This is a genomic window from Apibacter sp. B3935, assembly GCF_009827705.1.
GTDB lineage: Bacteria > Bacteroidota > Bacteroidia > Flavobacteriales > Weeksellaceae > Apibacter.
On the sequence record NZ_WINL01000001.1, the window covers coordinates 325,459 to 352,389 of the forward strand.

A 26,931-nucleotide genomic window follows, 5' to 3' on the forward strand; every position below is an offset into this window, starting at 1 on the left:
GTTTTATTGATTATAGATCCATCCGAACAATATCGGCGCCCAAGGCCCTTAATCTCTCATCGATGTTTTCATATCCTCTATCGATTTGATAAATATTATGTATTCGGCTGGTTCCTTTTGCTGACATGGCGGCAATTAGTAAAGATATGCCTGCTCTGATATCCGGAGAAGTCATTACTGTTCCTCGTAAAGGAATTTCATGATTTAATCCGATAACTGTTGCTCTGTGCGGATCACAAAGAATTATTTGAGCCCCCATGTCAATGAGTTTATCAACAAAAAACAGTCTGCTTTCAAACATTTTTTGATGTATTAAAACACTTCCTTTAGCTTGCGTGGCAACTACTAAAATAATACTTAATAAATCGGGAGTGAATCCCGGCCAAGGAGCATCGGAAATCGTTAATATAGATCCGTCTATAAAATTTTGAATTTTATAATGTTCTTGTGAAGGAATATATAAGTCTTCACCTCTTTTTTCGATTTGAATACCCAATCTTCTAAAGGTATCCGGTATATTACCTAAATTTTCCCAGCTAACCTCTTTGATGGTAATTTCCGATTTAGTCATGGCAGCCAAGCCAATGATACTTCCAATCTCAATCATATCGGGGAGTACAGTGTGTTCGGCACCGTTAAGTTCGGAAACGCCATAAATAGTTAAAAAATTAGAGCCAATTCCTTCAATCTTTGCGCCCATTTTAATTAACATCTTACATAATTGCTGGATATAGGGTTCACAAGCTGCGTTATATATTTGAGTTTTTCCTTCAGCCAAAACTGCAGCCATAATGATGTTTGCAGTACCTGTTACGGAAGCTTCTTCTAAAAGTAAATAATTACCATTTAACTTTTTAGCTTTTACGGAATAAAATTTCTCTTCTTCGTCATATTCAAATTGAGCTCCTAAATCAATAAATCCTTTAAAGTGAGTATCTAATCTTCTTCTACCGATTTTGTCACCGCCGGGAACGGGAATATAAGCTTCTCCGAATCGACTTAAAAGAGGACCTAATAGCATAATGGAACCTCTTAGCTGAGCTCCGTTTTTTCTAAATTCTTTACTTTTCAAAAATTCAAAATCAATTTCTTCAGAACAAAAGGTATAATCTCCCTTAACGTTTCGGGTAACTTTTACACCCACAGTTTTTAATATTTCAATTAGTATTAAAACATCTTGAATTTCGGGTATATTTTTTATCCTAACTGATTTTGATGTTAAAAGGGTTGCACAGATAACTTGAAGAGCTTCGTTTTTGGCACCTTGCGGAAAGAATTCACCATGAAGAGGCTTTCCACCGCAAATCTGAAAAGTATTCATTATTTATTTTTGTTTTTAGAAAAATTATTTTTCTTTTGATTTCTATAGTTACTATTGTTGTTTCTATTCTTGTTTTTATAAGAAGTATTTGAATTAGTCTGAACCGGCACATTCATTAAAGCTTCTTTTGAACTCAATTTTAAGGAACCGTTAGATAATTCTTCTAAATGATTAAATATTACTTCATCTTCTACCTGATCTTTGTTCCATTTCAGGTAATTTTTTTTCATTTGATTAGCGATCACATATTTCAATCCTTCTTTCTTATCACCTTCTTCCCATGATTTTGCTATTTCAATCATTTTTTTCACATTCGTTCCATAATATCTGTATTTAGATTCATTGGAAGGATAAGCCATTTTTTTGGGAGCCGTATTCATTTCTGCCTTGGTAGGAATCGGGTAAGGTGAATCTACTTTTAAATCAAAATTGGCCATTATAAAAAGTTGATCCCATAGCTTATGTTGAAAATCCGGCACGTCTCTTAAATGAGGATTTAAATCTCCCATAACATCAATGATTGATTTGGCAAATTTATTTCTTTCATCATCGTCCTCGATCGTCATACAATGATCAACTAATTGTTGAACATGTCTTCCATATTCCGGGATAATTAATTTTTTTCTTTGAGTATTATACTCCATATTTTAATTTTAAAATTAATAATACAAATATTATTTTGTGTAAAATTTACTGTAGAAAAGACTCCTTTTTTCCGACCTATTAGGTAAGCTAATGGTTTATATATATGACCGTGTAATTTACATTAACATAAACAAATTGCCCTAAAGAAATTTTTGTCATAAAATTTCTGAGTCTCTATTTATTTAGCTTATACTTTAGTCTTATAAAGTATATTTTTGTTTTAATTATATAGTAAACTGTAAACTCCTGACTAAATCATAAACATTTATGCGACTTATAAATAATGTCATCGGAAATTTTTTTTAAAAGGAACAAAAGTTTTAGTAAATTATAAATCTACTATTTGTAGGTTGCAAATGTAATCATAATTCTTGATATTTTCCTTTTATTTAGTATTTATTTATCATATAGTTATTTTTTTTTCATTAATAAATAATTAATTGATGTAAATAATTTTATTTTTATGCAATTAATAAGGTTATCTAGGAGTGTAATTGATTTTAACAAGCTTGATTCTCTATTAATTTATCTTTTTAGAATATTTATAACTATATTTTATATTTTGTTTATTTATTAAACTTTTTTAGGAATTGAATTTTCTTTTTTGGGCTATATATGAAGTTAATCCTAATATAGCAACCAATAATAGTATAATATATACCCATAAAGGTATAGGAACCGGATCTCCTTGTGCGTAAGAGTGTAATCCCGATAAATAATAATTTACACCAAAATATGTCATTACAATGGTCGAAAAAGCTACTAAAGATAAAAAATTAAACAGATATTTACCCCTCCAATTAGGAACTAATCGCAGATGTAAGACAACCGCATAAACTATTACGGAGATAAATGCCCAAGTTTCTTTAGGATCCCAACTCCAGTACCGCCCCCAGCTTTCATTTGCCCAGATACCGCCCAAAACTGTTCCGATGGTTAATAAAAAAATACCAATCGTCAATGATAGTTCATTTACAATAGTTAATTCTTTAATTGAATTTTCAACTTTATAAGAAATATCTTTACGGTTTATTATAAACAAAAATAAAACTACCGTTCCTATTAAGGCACTCAACCCAAAAAAACCATAGCTGGATGTAATTACCGCAACATGGATCATTAACCAATACGATTTCAATACAGGAACTAAGGGCGTAATTTGTGGATTCATCTGATCTCCTCCATGCGCAAATCCCATTAAGATAACTGCAACTAAACAACCCGCCGCAGGAATAAATCCATTTCTGTTTCGAAATAAGAGAAAACCGGCCAATACACTTATCCAACTTATGAACAGTACCGCTTCATATCCGTTGGACCAGGGTTCATGCCCCGAAACATACCATCGAATCCCTAATCCCATTCCATGTATAAGAGCAGTTAGTATAATTAAGCTTAACAAAATACCCTCTAACCAAGAATAAAGCTTATAGTTTTCAGTAAATAGCTTGGTAAATGCCAATATTAGTAATACAAATCCCAATACGGCATATACTATCATTATTTTAAAAAATACATCCCAATTATTGTATCTTAATTCCCAATTGATCTTAGCTTGAGAAGGTATAATTTCTTTCCCCCATTTGAGTTGATAATCGGATATATTTTTCAGGGCTTCATCCGCTTGATTCCAATTATTATTATTTTCGGCGATAACTATCGCTCTAAAATATCCTCCCAACAAGTTCAAAGCAATGCTATCAGTTTTCATGTCGGGTAAAATCCAGGAAGTCCAGGTATGATTTTTATCGTTGGGTATCGGAATAAATTTTAAATAGTACCCGCTGATTAATCCTTGCATTACTTGGAGTTTATCATTTAACTCAATTATTTCTTTATCATAATTTGATCTTTCTGCCGGCTTTTTTCTAAAAGCTTTTTTAAAATCATTTTCTAAAATAAAATCGGGAGATCCATCCGGTTGGGTAGTAAATAAATTCATTAAGGAGGTATAACCTTCTGTATTTGCTTGAGTAATTTTTTTTAATTGGTCCCCTCCCTTATTTCCTATTTTGAGTAAAGGAACATTTGACCAAAGAATAGGATTGGTGGATATGGAAATAAAAAATTGATTAGCGTCCAACTCATAGAATTTTTCGCTTTTATGTAATTTTCTTAAAATTTCTAAAGCCAATGTATTCACCGGTTCTATTCGTCCCTCAGATGATTGAACCAAAAGTGCCCCAAATTTATCTGAATGTGATTTTGGAATGTGTATACTTTTACTAAAAGATTCCCCGTCTACTACTTTTGAATACGTTGTATTTTTACTATGGGTATGCTCATGAATTTCCGATTTATGGACTGTAGATTTTGGTAAGTTGTCCGGATCGTTCTTCTCCAGATTTTGACTAAAAGCATATTGACTGAATAAAAGAAATAATATAAGAAATGATTTTTTATGAGCAGCTATTTTTTTAAGTTGAACATTAAGTTTAGAAAATCTTGTCCCCTTCCAAAATAAAGTCATAAACATTCCCACTATTAATAATGTATATCCTGCATAAGTAAAAGTTGTCCCCCAGAAATCGTGATTAACGGAAAGGACGGTTCCTTTTAAATCTGAATCAAAACTGGATTGAAAAAATCGGTATCCTTTGTAATTGAGTATGTGATTCATATAAATTTTAAAAGGTGTTTCTTCTCCATTATCTAAAATGGATATATCGGATTCATATGAAGATGGACTGTTACTTCCCGGATAATGTTCCGTAATGAATTTATTCAGTTTTAACGAAAATGGAGAAGTAATATAGATTTTAGAACCATAACCTATTGAAATGAGCAAATTATCTAGGGCTACTTGTTTTTGAACCCCGGTTAACCCTTTTTTTCCATAAAATAAAAATTCTTTAGATTGTTGATTGGTTGAGGCTTTCATGTAAATAAGATCGGGATCTTCAGAATTTTTATTTTTATCCCCTTCATAATAAATAATTTTACCCGATTGAGGAGTAATCGGTATCACAAAACTTACATTGGGAAATTGATAGAGACTGGCAAAATGTAATTTTTGTTTTTTATCGCTTCCTTCTACCGGAAGTTCTTCCTGTGTTGTCATGATCATACGCCTTCCCATCATGGGCGAAGAAATATAGATTTCTTCATTTTCTATGGTAATATTTATGGCTCCTTGAAGATAATTATTGAAACTTAGGGTTGAATTTTGAACTTGTCGTGCACTTCCTTCTTCAATATAAATAGTTTCTCTTCCCTTTGATCCTGAACAAATTACTTTCAATATTTTTTTACCTGAAGGTGTTATTTGTAATGAATCTTGAGCTCTTGGAATAAATTTTACAGATTCTAATTTTACCTTTTGACCTAAAAAATCGTAATTGGCAGAAAATTTCTTTTGAAACGGCTTAAGTAAAAGAGGAATATTTTCTGAGGTTAAAGTAAAAGGGATATCTTTATATGCTCTGGTTTCTCCTTGAAAATTTGAAATTTGTACTTTAAAGTAGGTTGCATCTGATATAATTTCATTACTTGTCTCTCCTTCTCTAATATGCATTTGTCCTTCATAGCTAATATATCTTGTGATTGCACCTCCTAAAAAAATAAAGATAAAAGATAAATGAAAAGTTAAAATGGGCCATTTTTTTAAAGACCAAAGCTTATATTTTTTAATATTTCCTATGAAATTTAAGATTAAAATGAGCATGATCAGTTCAAACCATTTCGAATTGTATATTAATGCCTTGGCAACTGAAGTACCGTAATCATTTTCTACAAAAGTTGCCCATGCCATAGAGAGGGCATAAATGACCAACATAATCGCTGTTGTTTTAGTAGAAAACAACAAGTCAAGAATTTTCTTCATTGGTTTTTTTATATTATTTTATATAAACTCCCAAAAATACATCAACTTACCTCTTCATCAAAATGTTTATAAAATAAATAGTTAAAACATGATTTTTTTTAATTTTTTAATCATGTGATTCATTGGGCGGAATCAACTCTCCTCGTTGGAAAGCTCTTTGAAGTATCGATTCTACAAAGGCATCATCACGGATATGATAAGGATCAAAAGGTTCTTTTAAATCAATATCGAAAGCTCCCGCTTTTGCATTCCACCAAAAAGCCGACCAACCGTTCCTTAATTCTTTAATAATTTCATAAACGGTTTTACCGGTGTAACGATACATTAATTTGGAAAATATTTTGCCTTCTGTTTTCGTTAATCCTTTTAGTTTACCTTCATATTCTTCGGACAGTTGCTTTTGCCTTTTTTTTAAATATTTACGAAAAGCAGCATTATTTAAATTCAAATTTAAGGAATCATGTAAATTATTATATTGTTTGAGTGCTATAAGAAAATAGGGATATACTCTAAAAACTCTTTTTTTAAGCCAGTTGTACTGATTCTTATCTAAGTTGTTGTTAAACTTAGGCATACCTTCTACTTGTATTGTTTTTAAGTCAATTAATACACTGTCTTCCGTAATGCTATATTGGGATGATTCATTACGCATTACTGAATCAGAATTAAAATAAATAGTAGTTTCTAATGAATCTGTTTTTTGACATAGAACGATGTTGAAAATCAAGATAAGTAAAAGAGTAAAAATTCTTGTGATCATAAAATTTATCCCGTCAAAAACTATTCCCAAATTTAGTACATTTGTAAAAAAACAGGTTAATATGAAAAATTCAATTATAAATGAAAATTCATTGAAATTTTTAGAAAAATATATTAATACTCCTTCACCCACCGGAGCCGAAAGTAAAGGACAAAAATTATGGATGGATTATATTACTCCTTATGTGGACGAAGTCCGAACCGATAATTACGGAACTGCTTACGGAATTATTAACCCCGAATCAAAGTATAAGGTAGTAATTGAAGCTCATGCAGATGAAATATCATGGTTTGTAAATTATATTACTGATGACGGCTTAATTTATGTTATTCGTAATGGGGGATCCGATCATATGATTGCTCCTTCTAAAAAAGTTCATATACATACTAAAAAAGGTATCGTAAGCGGTGTATTTGGTTGGCCGGCAATTCATACTAGAAATTATACCGGAGTTGAAGAACCGCCTAAAGTTGAAACTATATGGGTTGATTGTGGCGCCACCACTAAAGAAGAAGTTGAAAAATTAGGGATTCACGTGGGATGCATCATCACATATCCGGATGAATTTTTTATATTAAATGATACGTACTTTGTCGGAAGAGCTCTAGACAACCGTGTTGGCGGATTTATGATTGCAGAAGTAGCTAAGCTTATTAAGAAGAATAAAGATACGCTCGATTATGGTTTATATATTACTAATGCTGTTCAGGAAGAAGTTGGATTGCGAGGAGCTGAAATGATCACGCAAACCATTAAACCTGATGTAGCTATTGTTACGGATGTTACTCATGACACTACTACTCCCATGATAAATAAGATGAAGCACGGAGAAATAAAATGTGGTAAAGGTCCGGTAATTTCCTATGCGCCGGCCGTACAAAATAATTTAAGGGAATTAATAATTGATAGTGCAGAAAAAAATAATATTCCTTTTCAGAGACAAGCTTCCAGTAGAGTAACCGGAACCGATACAGATGCTTTTGCTTATTCGAACGGCGGTATTCCTTCTGCATTGATCTCTCTTCCTTTGCGTTATATGCACACAACTGTTGAAATGGTGCATAAAAAAGATATTGAAAACACTATTCTTATGATTTATAATGCTTTAAAAGCAATAAAAAATAATCAAAGTTTTAAATATTTGTAATATAAATTTAAAAAGGAGCTACAAAAATAGCTCCTTTTACATTCTTTGTTATTTCCATTGTATGATATCAATGGTTTTAAATAGTTTATGATATTTTGGAAAAATAAACAAAGTGGGTCTCTGATAATTCAAAGACATCAATTATATATAATTTATAGTTAGTTACGATTTGAGTTTTGAATAGGTTTACTTTAAAAGCACGGGTTGTAATGCCTTTATTGGTAGATGAAGTGTTGAATATATTTTGATTATATAAATCGCTGAAACAGCTTAGAAAAATATCTTTAATTCCGTAATTCCTTGCTAATTTTTTTGAGGTTGTTGAAACAAAATTTTCAATATGAATTTTTAAATCTGTTGATTTCTTATTTTGATGTAAATTATTGGAGTAAAGATTAGAATATGACTTACCAATAGTAGTTTGCCCATTGAAATAATTTATTCTATTAAAACCGGCAAAAATTATCAATATTAAAATTAATAATAAATTGTGAATTTTCATGATAATATTGGTTAGCTAAATAAGATAATATTAACTTATCTGCAAAAATATTAAAAAAATTGTTAAAATTCACAATTTTATTATAAATTTCATTTTAGCAAGGTTTTATGGTGAAAAATCAAAAATTAAACAAATAATTTTTGATTATTATATCATATCATTGTTTTATAAAAAAATATTTATATTAAAGTATATTAATTTAATTTTGGATTTTTAGGAGAATTTATCCAAATAATATTCTTTTTATCTACTTTTATCAGTTGGTTTTTCCATAAATGATCTTCCCATTTTAATACATTTAACTCTTTATTATCACTTATCAACCAATCATCATTTTTAATTTCATTTTCTAATTGATTAGCTTTCCAACCGGAATATCCGATAAAAAAACGAATTTCATCCGGTTTTATAAGCTTTTCTTTTAAAGCTGTTTTAATGTCTTCAAAATTTCCGGACCAATAGTATTTATCGTTAATTGAGATACTGTCCCCAATTACATCAGGTCGAGAATGGATAACAAAAAGATGATCTGAATCAACCGGTCCTCCCACATAAACATCCATATCTATATCAATATCAGGGACTAACTCCGATAGTTTTTGATGAGATATTTTTGTAAGAGTGAAACCTATAGAACCTTTTAACATATCATAATCAGTAATAAAAATTACACTTTTAGTAAAAAAAGAATCATAGCTGATAGGTTTTGAAATTAAAAATTTACCTTTGTAATCCATTTTTATCTTCTTTTATAACTTAGAGACATAAAATTACATATTTTTTACTAATGGAAGACTTATCTGATCGCAGAAAAATTTACAAACAAGGTTCGCTAAACGAATCGGATATAACAGACAATCCGATGGAACTATTCAGAGAATGGTATTTACTGGCTGAACAAAGCGATCAAGTTTCTGAAGTCAATGCTATGGCTCTTTCAACCGTTGAAGATAATTTAATTCCCCGAACCCGCAGGGTTTTATTAAAACAATATACTTGGGAAGGATTTATTTTTTATACTAATTACCACAGTAGGAAAGGCAGAGCAATAAGTAAAAACCCGAATGTTTGCCTGAATTTTTATTGGGAAAATCTTGAAAAACAAGTTACCATTAATGGAATAGCTGAAAAATTGGCTCCTAATTTATCTGATGGGTATTTTCATTCCCGACCTTTGGGTAGTCAGTTAGGTGCAATTGTATCTCCTCAAAGTGAAGTAATACCTAACCGAGATTATTTGGAAAATAAATTAAGGGAATTGGAACTTTCTACTAAAACTAAGGATGAAATCAAAAGACCCGAAAATTGGGGAGGATATTTAGTTAAACCATATCAAATTGAATTTTGGCAGGGCAGACCTAATCGCCTACACGATCGGATTGTTTATACATTGCAAGATATGGATTGGATTATCCAAAGGTATGCTCCATAATTCTAATTTTAACTATTCCTACTTTCACATAATTAGAATCCCCCCAACTATTTGTTGCAGTTTTACCCTATAATTGTAATTTAAAAATAGGATATACAAATCGATTAAGAAGGATCAACGTCTACATCAATTTTTACCGAACGAAACGACGAGAGGTTTTGCAATTTTGAAATTGCTTCTTTTATGAACTTTTTACTATTTTTAGTAGATTTTGAAGATTGTATTTTTAAAAGAATTTTATATATAAACTGATTATTTATCCTCGGTATCAATCCTTCTTCCGGTCCTAAAATGAACGGTTCATGAATGAAATTTTTCAGATAATCTCCTACCATTGCAGCTGCTTTTTTAACCTTTTCATTATTTTTATGCTTGAAAGTCAATTCAATCAATCTAAAGTAAGGAGGATATAAATATTCCTTACGTTCTCTTAAAATACCTTCTTTTGCCAAATTATAGTTATTCTCTTTAATAAATAAATAAAACGGATTTTCCGGATCAAAAGTTTGAATTAAAACTTTACCTTCTTTTCTTCTTCCGGCTCTACCACTTACCTGAGTCAAGAGTTGCAACGCTTTTTCTTCTGCTCTGAAATTGGGCAGATTTAATAAAGAGTCCGAACGTATGATTCCTACCAACTGAACGTCATCAAAATCAAGTCCTTTGGTTACCATTTGTGTGCCGATAAGGATATCAATTTCTTTAAGAGCCATATTATCAAATAATATTTCATAGGCATGTTTGCGTTTCATAGTATCAACATCCATACGGGCAATGTTAGCATCGGGAAAAAGCTGTTTTACCTCTTCTTCGATTTGCTGGGTTCCTATTCCTTTCGTTTCTAAAGCATGGGAATGACAGGTTGGACATGATTGGGGAAATGCCATGGTATATCCGCAATAATGACAACGAAGGGTTGAGCTTACTTTATGATACGTAAGGGTAACATCACAATTAGGACACGACGGTGAATGTCCGCAGTCATTACATTCCAAAATAGGTGAAAATCCACGTCGGTTATGAAAAAGAATAACTTGTTTTTTCTGAATTAAACATTGATGGATTTCTTCTTGCAACCGATACGATATATTGGGGGTTACTGTGGGTTTACATAAAGAAACCATTTCTATTTCAGGAAGTTTTACATTGCCAAACCTTTCCTTAAGCTCTACTAAACCGAATTTTCCCTGCTCATGATTATAAAAACTTTCCATCGAGGGGGTAGCAGATCCTAATAGAACTTTTGAATTATTTTGTTGCGCTAAAATTTGTACACAATCTCTTGCTTGATAAAAGGGTTTTGTGTCCGTTTGTTTATACGAGCTGTCATGCTCTTCATCAACAATAATTAATCCGATGTTAGATAATGGTAAAAAAATAGACGAACGAGCTCCGATAATTACTTTATATTTATTTTTTAAAGTATTTTTCCAAACTTCCACACGTTCATTTTGACTGAGTTTAGAATGATAAACCCCCACTTCATCGCCAAAACGTTTTTTTATTTTACTCACCAGTTGCGTTGTAATGGATATTTCCGGTAATAAAAAAAGGGAATTACGAGAATTAGAAATTTGTTTTTCAATCAATTGAAAATATAATTCGGTTTTTCCGGAAGAAGTTACGCCATGCAATAAAATCGTCGAAAATTTTTGAAATTGCTTTTCAATCTCTCTTAATGCTATATCTTGAGAGTTTGAAAGTTTATAAGAATCCTCGATATGATCATCATATTCTTCTATACGATCTTTTTGGAGTTGAAATTCTTCTAAATATTTTTTTTCAATCAGAGATTTAACGACAGAGGGTGATGATATTTCTATCAGCTCTCTTTTTTGTATGAATGTTGCTCTCTGTTGTTGCATTTTAATAAATAATAGTAACGCTTCTCTTTGTTTTTCCGCCCTATTAATATCGACCAATGCTTTTTGAAATAGTTCTGAATCTTCAAATAAAGGATTTAATTTAATATAAGTTAGTTTCTTGGGTTTATATTTATCAATGATTTGCTCATCTAATTCAATTAATTTTTTATCATATAAAGATTTTATGGTAGGAATGATGTATTTTTTCGCTAAAAAAGCTTCTATTTCTTTTAAATTAATTGCAGTTTTAATTTCGAGATTCTGCATAATGAACGTTTCCTTTTCGTCCAACTCTTCCCAAATTATATTTTGAGATGTTTTTCGGATAAATGTTTCACTTTCCAATTTTAAAGCTGAAGGAAAAGCATTTCTATATACATCCCCTAAAGAGCACATATAATAATCAGCAATCCATTTCCAAAATTCAATTAATTTTGGAGTTGCTAAGGGGTAATCTTCAAGGATGGTATATATTTCTTTGGTTTTATATAGTTCCGGCTTCTTATTATGGAGACTTTCCACTATAGCCGTATATAATTTTTTTTCTCCAAATGAAACAACCACCCGTTGCCCGATTTGAATGTGGTTTTGTAATTCTTTGGGTATATGATAGGTAAAAACACCCTCTACTGAAAGTGGAATAATTACGTTTGCAAACTCCAATTGATATATTTTTTAATAACAAATATACAGTATTTAATATTTACAGTTTTTTATTTTAAACACGCATATAAGAATAATTAAGTAGATATGGTTATGTTTTTTTGTTAAAGAGAATATTTCTTTGAAAACCTGAAAATTTGGTTCGTTTAACAGCTGAATTTTTAAATAGTATTTTAAAGGCTTCTTCATTAATATCATTCCAATCATTTTTAGTATAGGATAACAAATCGGGATGCGGATTAAATTTATCTTCTGTATGCGGTGTAGAAAATCTATTCCACGGACAAACATCCTGACAAATATCGCATCCAAAAATCCAATCTTTCAATTTTCCATTAAACTCCTCTCCGATCTGATCTTTTAATTCTATGGTTAAATAGGATATACATTTTGTGGAATCTATGACCCTTTCGGATATGATGGCTTGGGTGGGACAAGCATCCATGCAACGGGTACAGCTTCCGCAATGATTGGTTGGAAAAGCTTCATCATAGTTCAATTCGAGGTCGCAAATGATTTCAGCAAGAAAAAAAAATGAACCTTTTTGTTTGGATAATAAGAGTGAGTTTTTTCCGATCCAACCTAAGCCGGATTTTTGCGCCCATGTTCTTTCCATCACAGGAGCCGAATCTGTGAATACTCTATAGGAAAATTGACCAACTTTATTTTGGATTTCTTCTACAAATTTTTGTAATTTTTTACGTATTACTATATGATAATCTTCTCCATATGCATATTTAGCAATATGGTAATTTTCCGTATTTTGTTTTTCTTGCGGGTAATAATTATATAAGAAGGAAATAACTGATTTTGCACCGTCTACAAGTAATCCGGGATTAAGCCTTTTATCAAAGTTATTTTCTAAATATTTCATGTTTCCATGATAACCTTCTTTAAGCCATTTTTCTAATTTTGGAGCTTCTTCTTCCAAAAATCTTGAACGAGAGATCCCACATCCTATAAAAGAATATTCTTTGGCTTTTTCTTTTATGAAATATGTAAGTTGCTCTTTATTCAATTAGTTTGTAGTATAGATAAATTATAATGGTGAAGGTCAATTACATAAAAAAAGACTCAAAATACTGCAAACAATAGATTAAGTCTTTTTCATAGTAGCCCCAGCGAGGATCGAACTCACATCTAAAGTTTAGGAAACTTTTGTTCTATCCATTGAACTATGAGGCCTTTTTTAAAATCTTTTGCAAAAATATGAAAAACTATGGAAATTTTGTACTATAAATTTATTCCATAATTGTATAACATATTCCAATACTTTTCAACCTACTTTTGTATAGGTAAATAGATAGTTAAATTTATATTCAGTCTGAAATAAAATTATGAATTCTTCTAAAAAAAATAATGCGGTATATTATTACATACCTTTCAAAAATGACATTAACGAATCTGATGTTTCCAAGATTACCCATGCTTTACAATCTATAAAAGAAATTGATACATGCAATTTAGAATTAAATAATCAAAGGATCCGTATAACCAGTAAATACCCTGATGAAGCCATAGCCAAGGCTGTTCCGATTCTCACAGGCTTACAAGTTAGAGTTCCGGTTACTAAAAACAACTTTCCTTTACTCAACTTAAGTTGTGCATCTTGTGCCAATAGCAGTCAAAATATTCTTAGAATGCAACCGGGCGTGATAAACGCCTCGGTAAATTATGCAAATGAAATGGCATACATTGAATACATACCTTCAATGATAACCCCGCAAAAATTGAAAGACTCTCTCCAAGAAGCCGGTTATGATTTGATTATCAAAGAAAATGATGATTCGCAAAATTCATTGGAAGAAATACAAAAAAATCATTACAAAGCTCTAAAAAGGAAAACCATCGGTGCCATGATTTTTTCTATTCCTTTACTAATTATAGGAATGACACCGTCACTCATGCATCAACATTGGGCAAATTACATCATGTGGATATTAGCTACTCCGGTTGTTTTTATTTTTGGAAAACAATTTTTTAAGGGAGCTTATAAACAAGCAAAACATAGATCCGCCAATATGGATACCCTGGTAGCGGTAAGTACGGGAACTGCATATATTTTTAGTGTTTTTAATACATTAATTCCTTCGTTTTGGATTAAACGCGGATTGCAACCGCATGTATATTTTGAAGCTTCGGCTGTAGTTATTGCATTTGTTTTATTAGGTAAAATATTAGAAGAAAAAGCAAAAGGAAATACTTCATATGCCATCAAGAAGTTAATAGGTTTACAACCTAAAACAGTTACTATAATTCAAGGAAATGAGCAAAATGAAATTCCCATTAAGTCAGTTTCTATTGGAATGACCATTTTAGTAAAACCGGGTGAAAAGATTGCGGTGGATGGAACTGTTCTTTCGGGTAATTCGTATGTTAATGAAAGTATGATTAGTGGTGAGCCCATTCCAATTGAAAAAGTGAAAGGTTCAAAAGTATTTGCAGGAACGATTAATCAGAAAGGAAGTTTTCAATTTCATGCAGATAAAGTGGGTAAAGATACTCTTTTATCTCAAATTATTCAGACGGTGCAAGAAGCCCAAGGCAGTAAAGCTCCTGTTCAAAAATTGGTTGATAAAATTGCCGGTATTTTTGTTCCCGCAGTTTTTATTATTGCTTGTTTATCGTTGATTATTTGGATTATTTTCGGCGGTAAACAAGGGATAATTTATGGCTTTCAAAGCTTTGTAACCGTATTGGTTATTGCTTGTCCGTGTGCTTTAGGATTAGCTACTCCAACAGCCATTATGGTAGGTATCGGTAAAGGTGCGGAAGAAGGCATTTTAATTAAAGATGCAGAAAGTTTGGAAAATACAAAAAATATAAATGCGATAGTTTTGGATAAAACTGGTACGATTACAAAAGGTAAACCTCAGGTTGAAGATTTCAAGTGGTTTACTTCAATGCATTATCTTGAAAAAAATATTTTATATAGTATAGAACGTACCTCTGAACATCCTTTAGCCGGAGCTATTGTTAGTTATTTGAATGATAAAAGCATAACTTTTATTCCTGATATGGAAATTACTAATGTATCAGGGCAAGGAATTATTGGTATTTACAATAATCAAAAATATTTTATTGGAAATCTTTCTTTGTTATCTATACATTCAGTTCCCATTGATAATGAAGTTAAAAATTGGCTGGATAATAAATTTAAACAAGCTACTACTACTATTTTATTTGCCAATGAAAATACTATACTTGCAGGAATATCTATTTCAGATAAGATTAAACCAACTTCCCTAACTGCTATTAAGCAGATTAAAATGTTAGGAATTGAGGTTCATATGCTAACGGGTGATAATCCTACTACTGCTAACTATGTAGCTAAGGAAACAGGAATTAACAAATTTAAAGCCGAGGTTTCACCACAGGATAAAATTGATTATGTGAAAAAACTTCAAGCTTCGCCTAACAATAAAATTGTGGCTATGGTTGGTGATGGTATTAATGATAGTGCTGCCCTCGCCCAAGCGGATGTTAGTATCGCAATGGGTCGTGGATCTGATATTGCCATTGATGTTGCTAAAATGACTATAATTTCAGGAGATCTTCAAAAAATACCTGAGGCAATTAAACTTTCCAAGCAAACGGTTAAAACTATTAAACAAAATTTATTTTGGGCATTTATTTATAATATAATAGGTATTCCTATCGCTGCGGGTATATTATATCCTATCAATGGCTTTTTATTAAATCCAATGGTTGCCGGTGCTGCCATGGCTTTAAGCAGCGTTAGTGTGGTTAGTAATAGTTTGCTTTTAAAATTAAAAAAATAAATGTTGAATAATTAATTCCTTTTTTAACAAATTAAAAGAGCCTCCTATAATAGGAGGCTATAATACAAAACTCAAAAAATAAAATTAATCTATAATTATTTTATTATCTAATTAAAATACGTATACTAACATATACAGCACAAATCATTGCTATAAAATAAATTAAGGTGAGTAATGAAATAGAGGGTCTAATATGCTTCATAAAGTTTAGTGTTTAAGGTTTATACTAAATTCAATTATATAAAAATTAAAATAAATTAACTATCTGTTATTTTAATACTACAAATATATAAAATTATTCTATTTATATAAATATAATATTTATCATGTATAAATATTATAAAATACGATTTTAGTATTAATGTATAATATTAATACTAATTCATATAATTTATAATGTTATATTATTTATCTTATATATAAAAAAATATAAAAAATAAAACAATATTTTTTATACTAAAATCATGCTAAAAGTAAATTTAATTCCGTTAAAAAAAATTATAAATATTAAATTGATAAAATAATTTACAGTTATTTAAATATTTATAATTAAATATTATTTATATTAAGACAAAATAATACTTAATTTTATAAATTCTATAAATAGTCACTCTTATATTTAATTTGATATTTGAAAATGATATAATTTAAGATTATTTAATATTGTTTTTTATTTTACGGATTTCCGTAATGCAACCATTTTATTTATTTTTAACTTCATAAAAAAGCAAATAATAATTTAATTAAAAAAATTATTTTTTAAACTAATTAATCACTTGCAAAAACTGTCTGATTTGTCTTTAAATAATCCTGAGCAAATGCTCAGGATTTTATTTAATTTTCAAAATAAATATTTATAAAAGATAAATAGTTTTTTAAGTATTTTTTAATTAATAACTGAATATATAATGATTAAATTGATTGTAATTAAAAATGAAATTTAATGTTTTAGGAAAATTAAAATTGTTTTAAGATTTAAGATTATTTAATCTTTTATTAAGAAAAGTAAGTAACCTATCCGAGGTATTTAGATGTAAAAAAATAATTATATTCTTAAAAAAACTTCTACAAGAAATATTATAAATATTAAATTCAATTACCTAAAAATTTCTTTTTAAATAATACCTATTCGATTTTTTGCTATACAAAATTCTTTTGAAAATATTGTTTATATTGAAAAGAGCATAAGATTTAAAATTGTATTGACTAGTTAAATTTTCTTAGTACATTCTCTTTTTTAATAAATGAGCATTTTATAAAAATTTAATTAATTCTTACTACTTAGGATTTCTTGATTTAAAATAATTTTTTAAAAGTAGTTGCCTATATTCTTCCATAATCTTTTGTTTTTCCGACATAGGCTTAGGTTTTAATTTTTTTTCTTCCTTATCTTTTACTTTAACATATCCCATTTTTTTCAATATTTTTTTCAAATTTTCTTCTGGGATTGCATTTAATATTTTTTCGTATGGATCTGACATTTTACTTTTTATTATTTAGAACAAAAAAAATTCTTGTTCTATATTCTGTTCTAAAAATTTAAAAAAAAGCCAATATATAACTAAACGAATTTTTACTTATACCCTATTATTTCAGTAGGTTACTTGAATTTTAGTGTTATTTTTTTCTTATTTTGTGACCACGGAGGGATTCGAACCCCCAACCCTCAGAGCCGAAATCTGATATTCTATCCAGTTGAACTACGTAGCCGAAAATATTTTCTGCAAGTATACTAATAATTTAGTCTAACTTCATAATAATATTTGAAATTTCTTCTGCTTTTTCTTTTTCATATACAGAATCAATAGGATGCAAAACTTGAAGCATCTGTCCGTAGGAATACATCAAATTCTGAAGAGATACTTTTTGATCTTTCGCATTATTTTTACCTAGCATTTCAAAAGTTTTTAATCTTTTATCTAAAGGTTTCATTGATTCTGTGATATAAGCTATAGCTTTATCTCTTTGATTTAATTCCAGATAAGTATTTACAATATTATCAACAATAAGCGTATAATAACTGGATAGTTTACTCATATCATCGGTAGCAAACATTTGATCGTTTAGTGGTAATGATAAATAATAATTTAATTCCTTAAAAATTTGATTTTTATATGCTTCTGCTAGTTTTAACCCTTCTTTTTCTTTTCCAATAAGAAAATAACCGGATATGATAGAATTATAAGAAGGCGTAGCCGGATACATAGATATTGGAATCTCTTTATTGATTAACTCTAAAATATCATTAGCTCTTTTTTTATCTCCACTTTTAGCTAAAGCGATAGCAGCTCTTCCACAAGACATTCTATAATTTAAAATATTACTTCTACAAGTTTCATCAAAATAAGCTTTCGGATCTTTTAAATTTCCAAATTTATAATTCATAACTAAGTTATAAATCGTATTAGGATTTATTCTTCCTTGTTCCCCGTTATTGGTTTCGGGAGTGTATATAGGTACTAATTTTGAAATTAAACCTTGATACTCCAAGTAATTTTGTGCAAACATGATATTAGATTGAGAATAGGTTCCCCCTGAACTAAAATAAATGGAACGATCCCAATTGTAATTGGCAAGTAAATCCAACATAGCTAAACCGTCTTTATATAAAGCTTGTTTATTTATTGATAGTACTACCTTGTTTACCATCAATTTAGAATCTTCGGGTTTAACTATTCCATATTTTAACGCATTCTCCTTGTTTACAGGCAAAGATATTTTGTTAACAGGAATAAATCCAACATCTGTTCCTCTATAATCCCTTTCGGTTACATATGTATATAAATCTTTAATTGCAGATTGTTCTTTTTTGTTTCTAAGAAAATTAATGGCCTCTTTAGCAGATATAGTATCTGAAATTGCATATTTCTTAAATGGAAGAATATCCGCAGGTATACTGTCTGCCGGAAGATTATCAAAAATTTGCTTCCAAAAATCTCTATTTAATAATATAACCTGATCATTAACGCCATCTCTGAATTCTTCATGAGATAAAGAAGAAGGAATACCGGGTGCTTTATAAGTTCTTCGCTGTACCTGATCAATATACCATGCCGTACCCAACAAAGTAAAATTAACCACTTTGGCATCTGATCTAAATTCTTCGGTTTCTTGTAATGCCCATAAAGGATACGTATCGTTATCTCCATATACAAAAAGTATAGGATGATTTGCATCTAAACTTTGTAAATAGCTTTTTGAAAAATCATAAGCCGTATATCTCCTGCTTCTATCATGATCGTCCCAATTTTGGAATCCAACTAAAACAGGAACTCCTAAGGAAAGAAAACCAATAATAAGTCCTATTTGCCTTTGTTTAAGTTTATTTAATAAAAACATAATTGCTGTCACTCCCATCCCTATCCAAATAGCAAAAGTGTAAAAGGAAGTCACTAACGCATAATCACGTTCCCTGGGTTCAAATGCTTTTATGCTGGTGTATAAGATAATACCCACGCTGGCTAATAAAAATAAAGCTATTAAAGAAAAGTTTCTACCCGGATCTCTGTTTAGTTGAAAAAAGAATCCTACTAAACCTAACAATAATGGTAAAAAATAATATTTATTGGTAGCTTTGTTCACATATGCTTGAGGTAATTTGTCTTGGTCTCCCAAACGTAAATTATCTAAAAATTTAATACCGCTGATCCAATTTCCTTTGGTGGATTCATAATTACCTTGTAAATCATTTTGACGACCGGCAAAATTCCATAGAAAATATCGTATAAACATATATCCCATTTGATAGGTCATCATAAAATCCAAGTTTTGGCCTAAAGTTGGTTTTTTAACATTAATTAGTTCATTTTGTTTAGCCATTTGATAATCACGAACAGATATTTCTCCGGATTTCTTTTTCCTCACTAACTCATCAAAAACCTTTTGTGCTTCAGGATTACCAATATATTTCGAATTTAAAGTAAAATCGGGGTATCCTTCCATTAATCCGTAATTTTCAATAACACTAGGATCCGGATTATACATTCGGGGAAATATACTGACTTGCTCCGGATTATACTTATAATTAATTCTTCTGCCTGTTTCAATATACCTTCCTGAATTTTCATCCTTTTCATAAATAGGACCATTATCCTCGGTTCCAATAATTCCGTTAGGATCTAAATATGCAGTATAATTAGCTCCGTAAAACACCGGCCAATCACCGTATTGAGCCCTGTTATAATAATCCAACATACCTATTGCATTGTCGGGATCATTTAAATTTATTGGAGGATTTGCTTTAGCACGTATGGGAAGTACCACCCAACTTGAAAAACCGATAAGCATAAACAAAATCGATAAAATAATGGTATTTCCTGTTTTATATCCATGATTGGATGTATATCGTAAGGCAAAATAAAAAGCAACAATTAAAAGTATGAATGCCACTATTGAACCTGTATTAAATGGCATTTGAAGATTATTTACAAAAAATATTTCACATTTTCCGAAGAAAGACATCGTAAAAGGAAATATAATTTTAAAAACGGCTAAAAATACACCGCCAATAGCAATATTGGCCCATATAAAACTTTTCCAAGTAAAGGTATATTTTTTTGCATAATAAATATATCCTAACGTAGGAACCACTAGTATTACCATTAAATGGATTCCAACAGACAGACCGATAAGTAGAGAAATTAAAATAAGCCACTTATTGGATCGGGAATCAGATAAATCATTTTCCCACTTGCACATAAGCCACAACAGCAAAGCGGTAAAACAGGAAGCCGCCGCATAAACTTCTCCTTCAACTGCTGAAAACCAAAAAGTATCGGTAAAAGTAAAAGTTAACGCCCCTACTGCCCCGCTTAATAAGATGGTAGCGATCTGATAGGAAGTAAATTCTTTGGGTTCGGTATGTAAAAACAGAGTTTTACGAACCATATGAGTAATTGTCCAGAATAAAAATAATATGGCAAATGCACTCATAATAGCAGACATAGCATTTATAACTATGGAATATTTGGTGGGATCGCCAAAGGCCAAGATCGCCCAAACGGCACCCAATATTTGAAAAAATACGGCTCCCGGTGAATGAGTAACTTCCAGCTTAACCGCTGAAGATATATATTCACCACAATCCCAAAAACTGAAATTGGGTTCAATAGTTAATAAATAAGTTATTGCTGCTATAATAAAAACACCCCATCCGGTAAGGTTATTCAATTTATTGTAATTTAACTTCATTTTACCTTAATTCTTGTTTGCGAATATACTAATAATATTAATTTTAAAAGTTTTCATTTTATATTTTATTCTCTTTTTATATTAATTGTTAGAAAGTTATTTATAAAAAATTATAAGTTTTATTATTCTTTAGATTTTAACATACTAAAATTAAATTACGATATTTGTTACGTGATAAATTCTTACTAGTTACCATGGGTTTTTTAAAAAAGAAACTGGCACAAGGGTGGGCATCCCTTCACCATAAAAAAGAGCAAAAATGGATTGACAATCCGGTGGAAACACAAAACTATTGGTTTGAAAAACTCATTAAAGAATCTCAAAATACAAATTTTGGCGTTGATTACTCTTTTTCTAAAATAAGTTCTATTTCAGATTTTCAAAAAAATGTTCCTGTTCAGAATTATGAAACGTTAAAACCTTATATAGAAAAAATTAAATCGGGACAAGATAATATTTTATGGCCTAATAAGCCCCTTTATTTTGCAAAAACCTCAGGTACCACCTCAGGCACTAAATACATTCCTATTACTAAAGAATCCATGCCCTTTCATATAGAAGGAGCTAAAAGTGCTTTACTTCACTATATATATAAAAGAAAAAATCCCAATTTTATCAATGGTAAAATGATTTTTTTACAAGGAAGTCCTGTTTTGGAAAATAATAATGGGATCATGACGGGAAGGCTGTCAGGAATTTCCGCCCATTTTGTTCCGAAATATCTTCAATACAATCGTATGCCTTCATGGAAAACCAATTGCATTGAAGATTGGGAAACTAAAGTTGATAAAATTGTAGAGGAAACTGTTGATAAGAATATGACTTTAATCAGCGGCATTCCTCCATGGCTGGTTATGTATTTTGAAAGATTGATTGCAAAATCGGGTAAATCCATAAGTAAAATTTTTCCCAATTTACAGCTTTTAGTAACGGGGGGTGTAAATTATAAGCCGTATGAAGATAAAATAAATGAATTAATTGGTAAAAAGTTGGATATTATCCAAACCTATCCGGCTTCGGAAGGATTTATAGCCTTTCAGGATGATGTAGACCATGAAGGATTATTGCTTATGTTGAATCATGGTATTTTTTATGAATTTATTCCTTCAGAAGATATTGGTAAAAATAATCCGAGACGTCTTACTCTGGAACAGGTGGAATTGAATACGGATTATGCTATACTATTGACAACGAATGCCGGATTGTGGGCTTATGAAATAGGTGATTTAGTCCGATTTATCAGTAAAGATCCGTATAAAATTCTTGTCACCGGAAGAACTAAACATTTTACTTCTGCATTTGGTGAACATGTCATTTCTTTCGAAGTAGAAGAAGCAATTAAAGAAACTATGGAAGTAACGGGATGTATTGTTCAAGAATTTACTCTTGCACCTCAGGTAAATCCAGCAGAAGGACTGCCCTATCATGAATGGTTCATAGAATTTGAAAAACCGCCCATCAACATTAATGAATTTGAATCAAATTTAGATCAGGCTCTTAGAAAAAGAAATTCCTACTATAATGATCTTATTACGGGTGCTATCTTAAGACCTTTAAAAATTTCAACTATCAAAAAAGGAGGATTTAATGAGTATATGAAAGAAATCGGTAAGTTAGGAGGTCAAAATAAACTTCCTCGTTTGTCTAATGATCGAGCTATTGCCGATAAACTTGAAAAATATGTTTTGAAAAGTTAGAATGAAAATGTTATAGTAAATTAAAATCATATTAAAAGAACATACTATTTGAAAATTTTAGTTGTAATACCGGTATTTAATGAGTCTAAACATATATTGAAATGTTTACAATCTTTCTATGAACAATCCTATAAAAATATTGATTGGATTTTAGTCAATGATTCTTCAACGGATAATTCAAAGGAAATTATTGAAGAATTTATTAAAGATAAACCTACTTTCCGCCTTATTAATTTAATTAATAGCTCTGAACATATTCCAGGTGCAAAAGTCGTTAAAACGTTTTATGCCGGATTAAATTCAGCTAATTGGAAACAGTATGATGTTTTAGTTAAACTGGACGCCGATATAATTCTCCCTGATAATTATTTTGAACTCATTGTAAATGAATTACATAACAATCCAAAAATTGGCATTATCGGTGGATTGGTTTACATAAAAAAAGGGAATCAATGGGTTTATGAAAATATTTCAAATAAAAATCACGTACGCGGTCCTATAAAAACTTATAGAAAAGAATGTTTTAGTGATATTGGTGGCCTTCGTATGACATTGGGTTGGGACAATCTGGATATATTACTTGCCCGTATGCATCATTGGGAAGTTAAAGTCTTAAAGAATCTTTTCGTAAAACACTTAAAACCAACTGCACACGTTTATCAAGAAACTAAATCTCGAAAATTGGGTGAATATTTTTACAATATCGGACTATCCAAAAAATTAGCCTTTATATCCTGTTCAAAATCTTCATGGAAAGAAAAATCTTTACGACATTTTATAATTTCATTTAAAACTTTTATTTCTTTAGAAAAAGAAAAAAAAGAACGAGTGATCACTCAAGAAGAAATGAATTTCATTCGCAAATTTCGATGGAATGAAATGATTAAAAAATTCAAAAGGTAAACTTTTCAACTTTCCTTTTATACTATTTTATATGAAAAATTATTATTCCTTTCCTAAAAAAATTTCAATGGGTACTAGATTTAAAAGTTCTTTTCTATGTGAAGCCAAAAAAGAGTATTCCAATTGTGGAATATCTTCATTTGATATTGAATCAAAAACAGTAGGTAAAACTTCTTGTGTCGGAATTTTTTTGACTACTCCTAATCCATGATCGGTATCTAAAACACTTACTGTTAATTCAGGATGATTTTTTCTAAGAAAAACGATCGTTTTCCATACATCGCCGTTCCAAATATTTTTCCAACTTTTATGAGATGAAAATTTAATTCTTGCATCTTCAATATTACTCGCAGGAAAGGCTGCAATTTTATCTTGAGGATTACAATCATGTAAGATAATAATTCCTTGATCAGACAAATACTTAAGCGAATTTAGCGTATCTTTGAGAGATTGACTGAAAGTATGTAATCCATCGATAAAGGTTAGATTTATCGGATTATTTTTAAGAAATTTATGATGCATGTCAAAGAAACGATCACTGGTCATCTCAAAATATTTGTTTTTAAAATTATGCGGATTTTTAACTAAATATCTGATTTTTTTGATAAAGCTAAAATTAAAATAAGGATCCACTGCAATTCTTTGTTTTGCTCCTTTGATATTAAAAAAACATTTTCCTCTGTTTACACCGATTTCCAAATAGTTTTTAACATCATAAACTTTTATTAAATAATTTAAAACATCAACTCTAGTAATCATAAGGTTTCTACTATTTTATTATTTATATATTTGTAATAGGTTTTATATCATGTAAATGTACAACATTGTAAGTGTAATTGTTACATATAATGGGGAAAAATGGATAAAAAAATGTTTGGATTCTTTATTGGCATCTAGCATACACACAGATATTTACCTTATAGACAATGGATCGACCGATAGTACTTTAAAAATTGTCGAAAATTATCCCGCTGTAACTTATATGGAAAGTGGCCGTAATGTAGGGTTTGGACAAGCTAACAATATCCTTTTAAAAAAACTATATAAAGAAAAAAACTATACCCATTATTTTCTTATCAATCAAGATGCTTGGATAGACAAAAATTGTCTACAATATTTAGCTGATGTTTCCATTAAAAATCCAAAGTATGGTATACTAAGTCCCATACATTATAATCATGATTTCTCTGAAATGGATTTTAATTTTAAGGAATATTTAGCGAAAAGTAAAAAGAAAAATCAAGTTATTTTAGAAACTAATTTCGTTAATGCCGCTTTTTGGTTAATTAGTGAAAAATGCTTGGAAAAGACGGGAGTTTTTAATCCTTATTTCACCCATTACGGAGAAGATAAAAATTATTGTAATCGAGTTATTTATTTCGGCTTAAAAATAGGAATTGTTACTACAGCTAAAGCTAATCATGATAGAGGTAAAACAACAGATTTTAGTAAAATACAAAGATTATCAAAAATAAAATTGGATTGTATACTTTTAAATCCAAATAATAATCTTTACAAAGCATATTTTGAAGCTTTTATTAATGTTTTGGGAATACCTAAATATTATTTTAAAATGCTCTCTACTAAAAATACATCCGTATTATTTTATAAATTAGGGATTCACTATATACATTTGCTTTTCTCTAAAAAGATCCGATTGAATCGTAAACAACAAAAGGAAAACTTATTTAGCATATATTAAATGGGAATAGTAGCACGTCAAGGGATAAAATACAGTCTAATTAGTTATCTAAGTTTTTTACTGGGTACATTTTCAACCATTTTTATCTATCCTTCCAATCCTGAATTTTTGGGTAAATTAAGGTTCATTCAGCCATCTGCTGAACTGATCTGTCCCTTCATCCTTTTTGGACTTAGTTATGCAAACATAAAATTCCATCAAAAACTTAAAGCAAAAAATCAACAGGTCGACTTTCTTTATGCTTCAATTAAATTTGTGTGTCTCAATTTTATTTTTATCTCATTAGTATATTGGATAATGACTCGAGTGATTACAAGTATTCAAGAATCTGATTCCTGGAAAATGAAACAGTATGTTTTGCCGGTCGCTTTGTCACTTGCGTTAACTCAATTGTTTTCAAAATATATTTCTAATTTAAAAAGAATAACAGTTCCCGGAATTTTTGAAAATTTTTTTCCTAAACTGGGAGCTCTTACGGCTTTTATCTCCTGTGTATATATAGGATTATCACAAGAAAATGCTCTTTATATATTCGTATCATTTTTTGTGATTGCTATGATTGGACTGGTATATTATTTTGTAAAATTAAACAAAGACCATAAGAGCGGATCATTAGATATATTGAAAGAAAAAAATTTTAGACTTAACTTATTAAATTTCTGTATATTTTCAGTTCTTGGAAGTATTGGAAATAGATTGGCTCTACAAATTGACAACCTGATGATTCCCGAACTTTTGGATTTTAAACAAAACGGTATCTACTCTATTTTAACGTCTATTGTGGGTTTTCTTACCGTTCCATTGATGGGTATTTTCACCATATCGGGTCCTATAATTGTTGAAAAGCTGGAAAATAATAAATTAGATGAACTAAATGATTTCTATAAAAAAGTGTCCAAATTTTTATTCTTATTTGGTACGGTCTTGTTGTCTTGCATTTTAGTCGGAATAGACTATCTATTCTTATTCATGAAAAACGGAAAAGAATTATCGGATGCAAAAGTTATTATTTACATTCTAGGAGCAGCCACCTTATTTGATTTGGCAACCGGTTTTAACAGTAATATTATTTCTTATTCAAAGTATTTTAGATTTAATATTTATGCAATGCTGTTTTTAGCGATTTTTACAATTATTTCAAATATTATTTTTATTTCGTATTTCAAATTAGGAATCGAAGGTATTGCTTTAGCAACGGCCCTATCTTTAACATTGTTTAATTTAATAAAATTAGGCTTTAATTACCGTAAGTTCGGCATACAACCGTTTTCAAAAGAGTATACGTATATAATAGTAACCGGAATAATGGGTGTTTTACTTGTAAATTATATACCCGATTTTTCCAATAATTTATTTAATTTAATTACTAAGCCCCTACTCATTTTATGCATATTTTTCGTTGCCAATAGTGTATTTAAATTTATTCCGATAAAAGAAATACTATCTACAAATATTAAATCTTTTTTGACGGGTAAAAAATAAAATATATAATTTTTTCA

General features: G+C 29.9%; 18 protein-coding genes and 2 tRNA genes. 7 read left to right on the forward strand and 13 right to left on the reverse strand.

Features of this window, described 5'->3' with window-relative positions:
* Nucleotides 1-10 precede the first annotated feature (10 nt).
* The 4 genes from murA to GFV00_RS01405 form a co-directional block, all read right to left on the reverse strand.
* A complete protein-coding gene (gene murA / locus GFV00_RS01390) occupies nucleotides 11-1,324 on the reverse strand; it encodes a UDP-N-acetylglucosamine 1-carboxyvinyltransferase (protein ID WP_105297548.1) in 1,314 nt (437 codons plus the stop codon).
* Nucleotides 1,321-1,965 carry a DUF4290 domain-containing protein gene (locus tag GFV00_RS01395; protein WP_105297547.1) on the reverse strand — a complete coding sequence of 215 codons (645 nt, stop codon included), beginning with the start codon at nucleotides 1,963-1,965 and terminating at the stop codon, nucleotides 1,321-1,323. Before GFV00_RS01395 ends, murA begins: the two co-directional genes overlap by 4 nt.
* Nucleotides 1,966-2,549: 584 nt before the next feature.
* A complete protein-coding gene (gene ccsB / locus GFV00_RS01400; RefSeq protein WP_185149969.1) occupies nucleotides 2,550-5,789 on the reverse strand; it encodes a c-type cytochrome biogenesis protein CcsB in 3,240 nt (1,079 codons plus the stop codon).
* 106 nt (nucleotides 5,790-5,895) lie between these two features.
* Entirely contained in the window at nucleotides 5,896-6,549 is a 654-nt protein-coding gene (locus GFV00_RS01405; protein WP_160556604.1) for a DUF4294 domain-containing protein, read from the reverse strand.
* A gap of 61 nt (nucleotides 6,550-6,610) precedes the next feature.
* Between GFV00_RS01405 and GFV00_RS01410 the strand changes: the two genes are divergently transcribed.
* A complete protein-coding gene (locus GFV00_RS01410) occupies nucleotides 6,611-7,696 on the forward strand; it encodes a M42 family metallopeptidase (protein WP_160556603.1) in 1,086 nt (361 codons plus the stop codon).
* A gap of 85 nt (nucleotides 7,697-7,781) precedes the next feature.
* Here the strand turns inward: GFV00_RS01410 and GFV00_RS01415 are convergent, their stop codons facing one another.
* Both GFV00_RS01415 and GFV00_RS01420 read right to left on the reverse strand, forming a co-directional pair.
* Nucleotides 7,782-8,198 (reverse strand): hypothetical protein, encoded by a 417-nt coding sequence (locus GFV00_RS01415; RefSeq protein WP_160556602.1) that lies wholly within the window; start codon nucleotides 8,196-8,198, stop codon nucleotides 7,782-7,784.
* Nucleotides 8,199-8,392: 194 nt separating this feature from the next.
* The gene (locus tag GFV00_RS01420) at nucleotides 8,393-8,935 is read right to left on the reverse strand and encodes a YqgE/AlgH family protein (protein WP_160556601.1); all 543 of its coding nucleotides are present in this window, start codon (nucleotides 8,933-8,935) and stop codon (nucleotides 8,393-8,395) included.
* A gap of 50 nt (nucleotides 8,936-8,985) precedes the next feature.
* On the opposite strand from GFV00_RS01420, the gene pdxH reads away from it, so the two are divergent.
* A complete protein-coding gene (pdxH, locus tag GFV00_RS01425) occupies nucleotides 8,986-9,630 on the forward strand; it encodes a pyridoxamine 5'-phosphate oxidase (RefSeq protein ID WP_160556600.1) in 645 nt (214 codons plus the stop codon).
* A 104-nt stretch (nucleotides 9,631-9,734) separates the two neighbouring features.
* On the opposite strand, the gene priA is transcribed toward pdxH, so the two are convergent.
* The 3 genes from priA to GFV00_RS01440 form a co-directional block, all read right to left on the reverse strand.
* Nucleotides 9,735-12,158, reverse strand: a complete 2,424-nt coding sequence (priA, locus tag GFV00_RS01430) for a primosomal protein N' (protein ID WP_185149970.1) — start codon at nucleotides 12,156-12,158, stop codon at nucleotides 9,735-9,737.
* 91 nt (nucleotides 12,159-12,249) lie between these two features.
* Nucleotides 12,250-13,176 carry a tRNA epoxyqueuosine(34) reductase QueG gene (queG, locus tag GFV00_RS01435; RefSeq protein WP_160556599.1) on the reverse strand — a complete coding sequence of 309 codons (927 nt, stop codon included), beginning with the start codon at nucleotides 13,174-13,176 and terminating at the stop codon, nucleotides 12,250-12,252.
* Between the two features lie 95 nt (nucleotides 13,177-13,271).
* Nucleotides 13,272-13,343 (reverse strand) — tRNA-Arg (locus GFV00_RS01440).
* A gap of 152 nt (nucleotides 13,344-13,495) precedes the next feature.
* Between GFV00_RS01440 and GFV00_RS01445 the strand changes: the two genes are divergently transcribed.
* The gene (locus GFV00_RS01445) at nucleotides 13,496-15,940 is read left to right on the forward strand and encodes a cation-translocating P-type ATPase (RefSeq protein ID WP_160556598.1); all 2,445 of its coding nucleotides are present in this window, start codon (nucleotides 13,496-13,498) and stop codon (nucleotides 15,938-15,940) included.
* A gap of 1,277 nt (nucleotides 15,941-17,217) precedes the next feature.
* Here GFV00_RS01445 and GFV00_RS01450 read toward each other — a convergent pair.
* From GFV00_RS01450 to GFV00_RS01460, 3 genes are all read right to left on the reverse strand, one after another.
* On the reverse strand, nucleotides 17,218-17,421 hold the full coding sequence (locus GFV00_RS01450; RefSeq protein ID WP_160556597.1) for a hypothetical protein: 204 nt from the start codon (nucleotides 17,419-17,421) through the stop codon (nucleotides 17,218-17,220).
* A gap of 155 nt (nucleotides 17,422-17,576) precedes the next feature.
* Nucleotides 17,577-17,650: transfer RNA gene (locus tag GFV00_RS01455), tRNA-Arg, on the reverse strand.
* 30 nt (nucleotides 17,651-17,680) lie between these two features.
* Complete coding sequence (locus GFV00_RS01460) at nucleotides 17,681-21,130, reverse strand: DUF2723 domain-containing protein (protein WP_160556596.1); 3,450 nt, start codon at nucleotides 21,128-21,130, stop codon at nucleotides 17,681-17,683.
* A gap of 194 nt (nucleotides 21,131-21,324) precedes the next feature.
* On the opposite strand from GFV00_RS01460, the gene GFV00_RS01465 reads away from it, so the two are divergent.
* Nucleotides 21,325-22,827, forward strand: a complete 1,503-nt coding sequence (locus tag GFV00_RS01465) for a GH3 auxin-responsive promoter family protein (protein WP_160556843.1) — start codon at nucleotides 21,325-21,327, stop codon at nucleotides 22,825-22,827.
* Between the two features lie 48 nt (nucleotides 22,828-22,875).
* On the forward strand, nucleotides 22,876-23,730 hold the full coding sequence (locus GFV00_RS01470; protein ID WP_160556595.1) for a glycosyltransferase family A protein: 855 nt from the start codon (nucleotides 22,876-22,878) through the stop codon (nucleotides 23,728-23,730).
* Between the two features lie 42 nt (nucleotides 23,731-23,772).
* Here the strand turns inward: GFV00_RS01470 and GFV00_RS01475 are convergent, their stop codons facing one another.
* A complete protein-coding gene (locus tag GFV00_RS01475; protein WP_160556594.1) occupies nucleotides 23,773-24,489 on the reverse strand; it encodes a class I SAM-dependent methyltransferase in 717 nt (238 codons plus the stop codon).
* Between the two features lie 55 nt (nucleotides 24,490-24,544).
* On the opposite strand from GFV00_RS01475, the gene GFV00_RS01480 reads away from it, so the two are divergent.
* Nucleotides 24,545-25,432, forward strand: coding sequence for a glycosyltransferase (locus GFV00_RS01480; RefSeq protein WP_160556593.1), 888 nt, complete (start codon nucleotides 24,545-24,547; stop codon nucleotides 25,430-25,432).
* A complete protein-coding gene (locus GFV00_RS01485; protein WP_160556592.1) occupies nucleotides 25,433-26,914 on the forward strand; it encodes a lipopolysaccharide biosynthesis protein in 1,482 nt (493 codons plus the stop codon).
* Nucleotides 26,915-26,931: the final 17 nt, after the last annotated feature.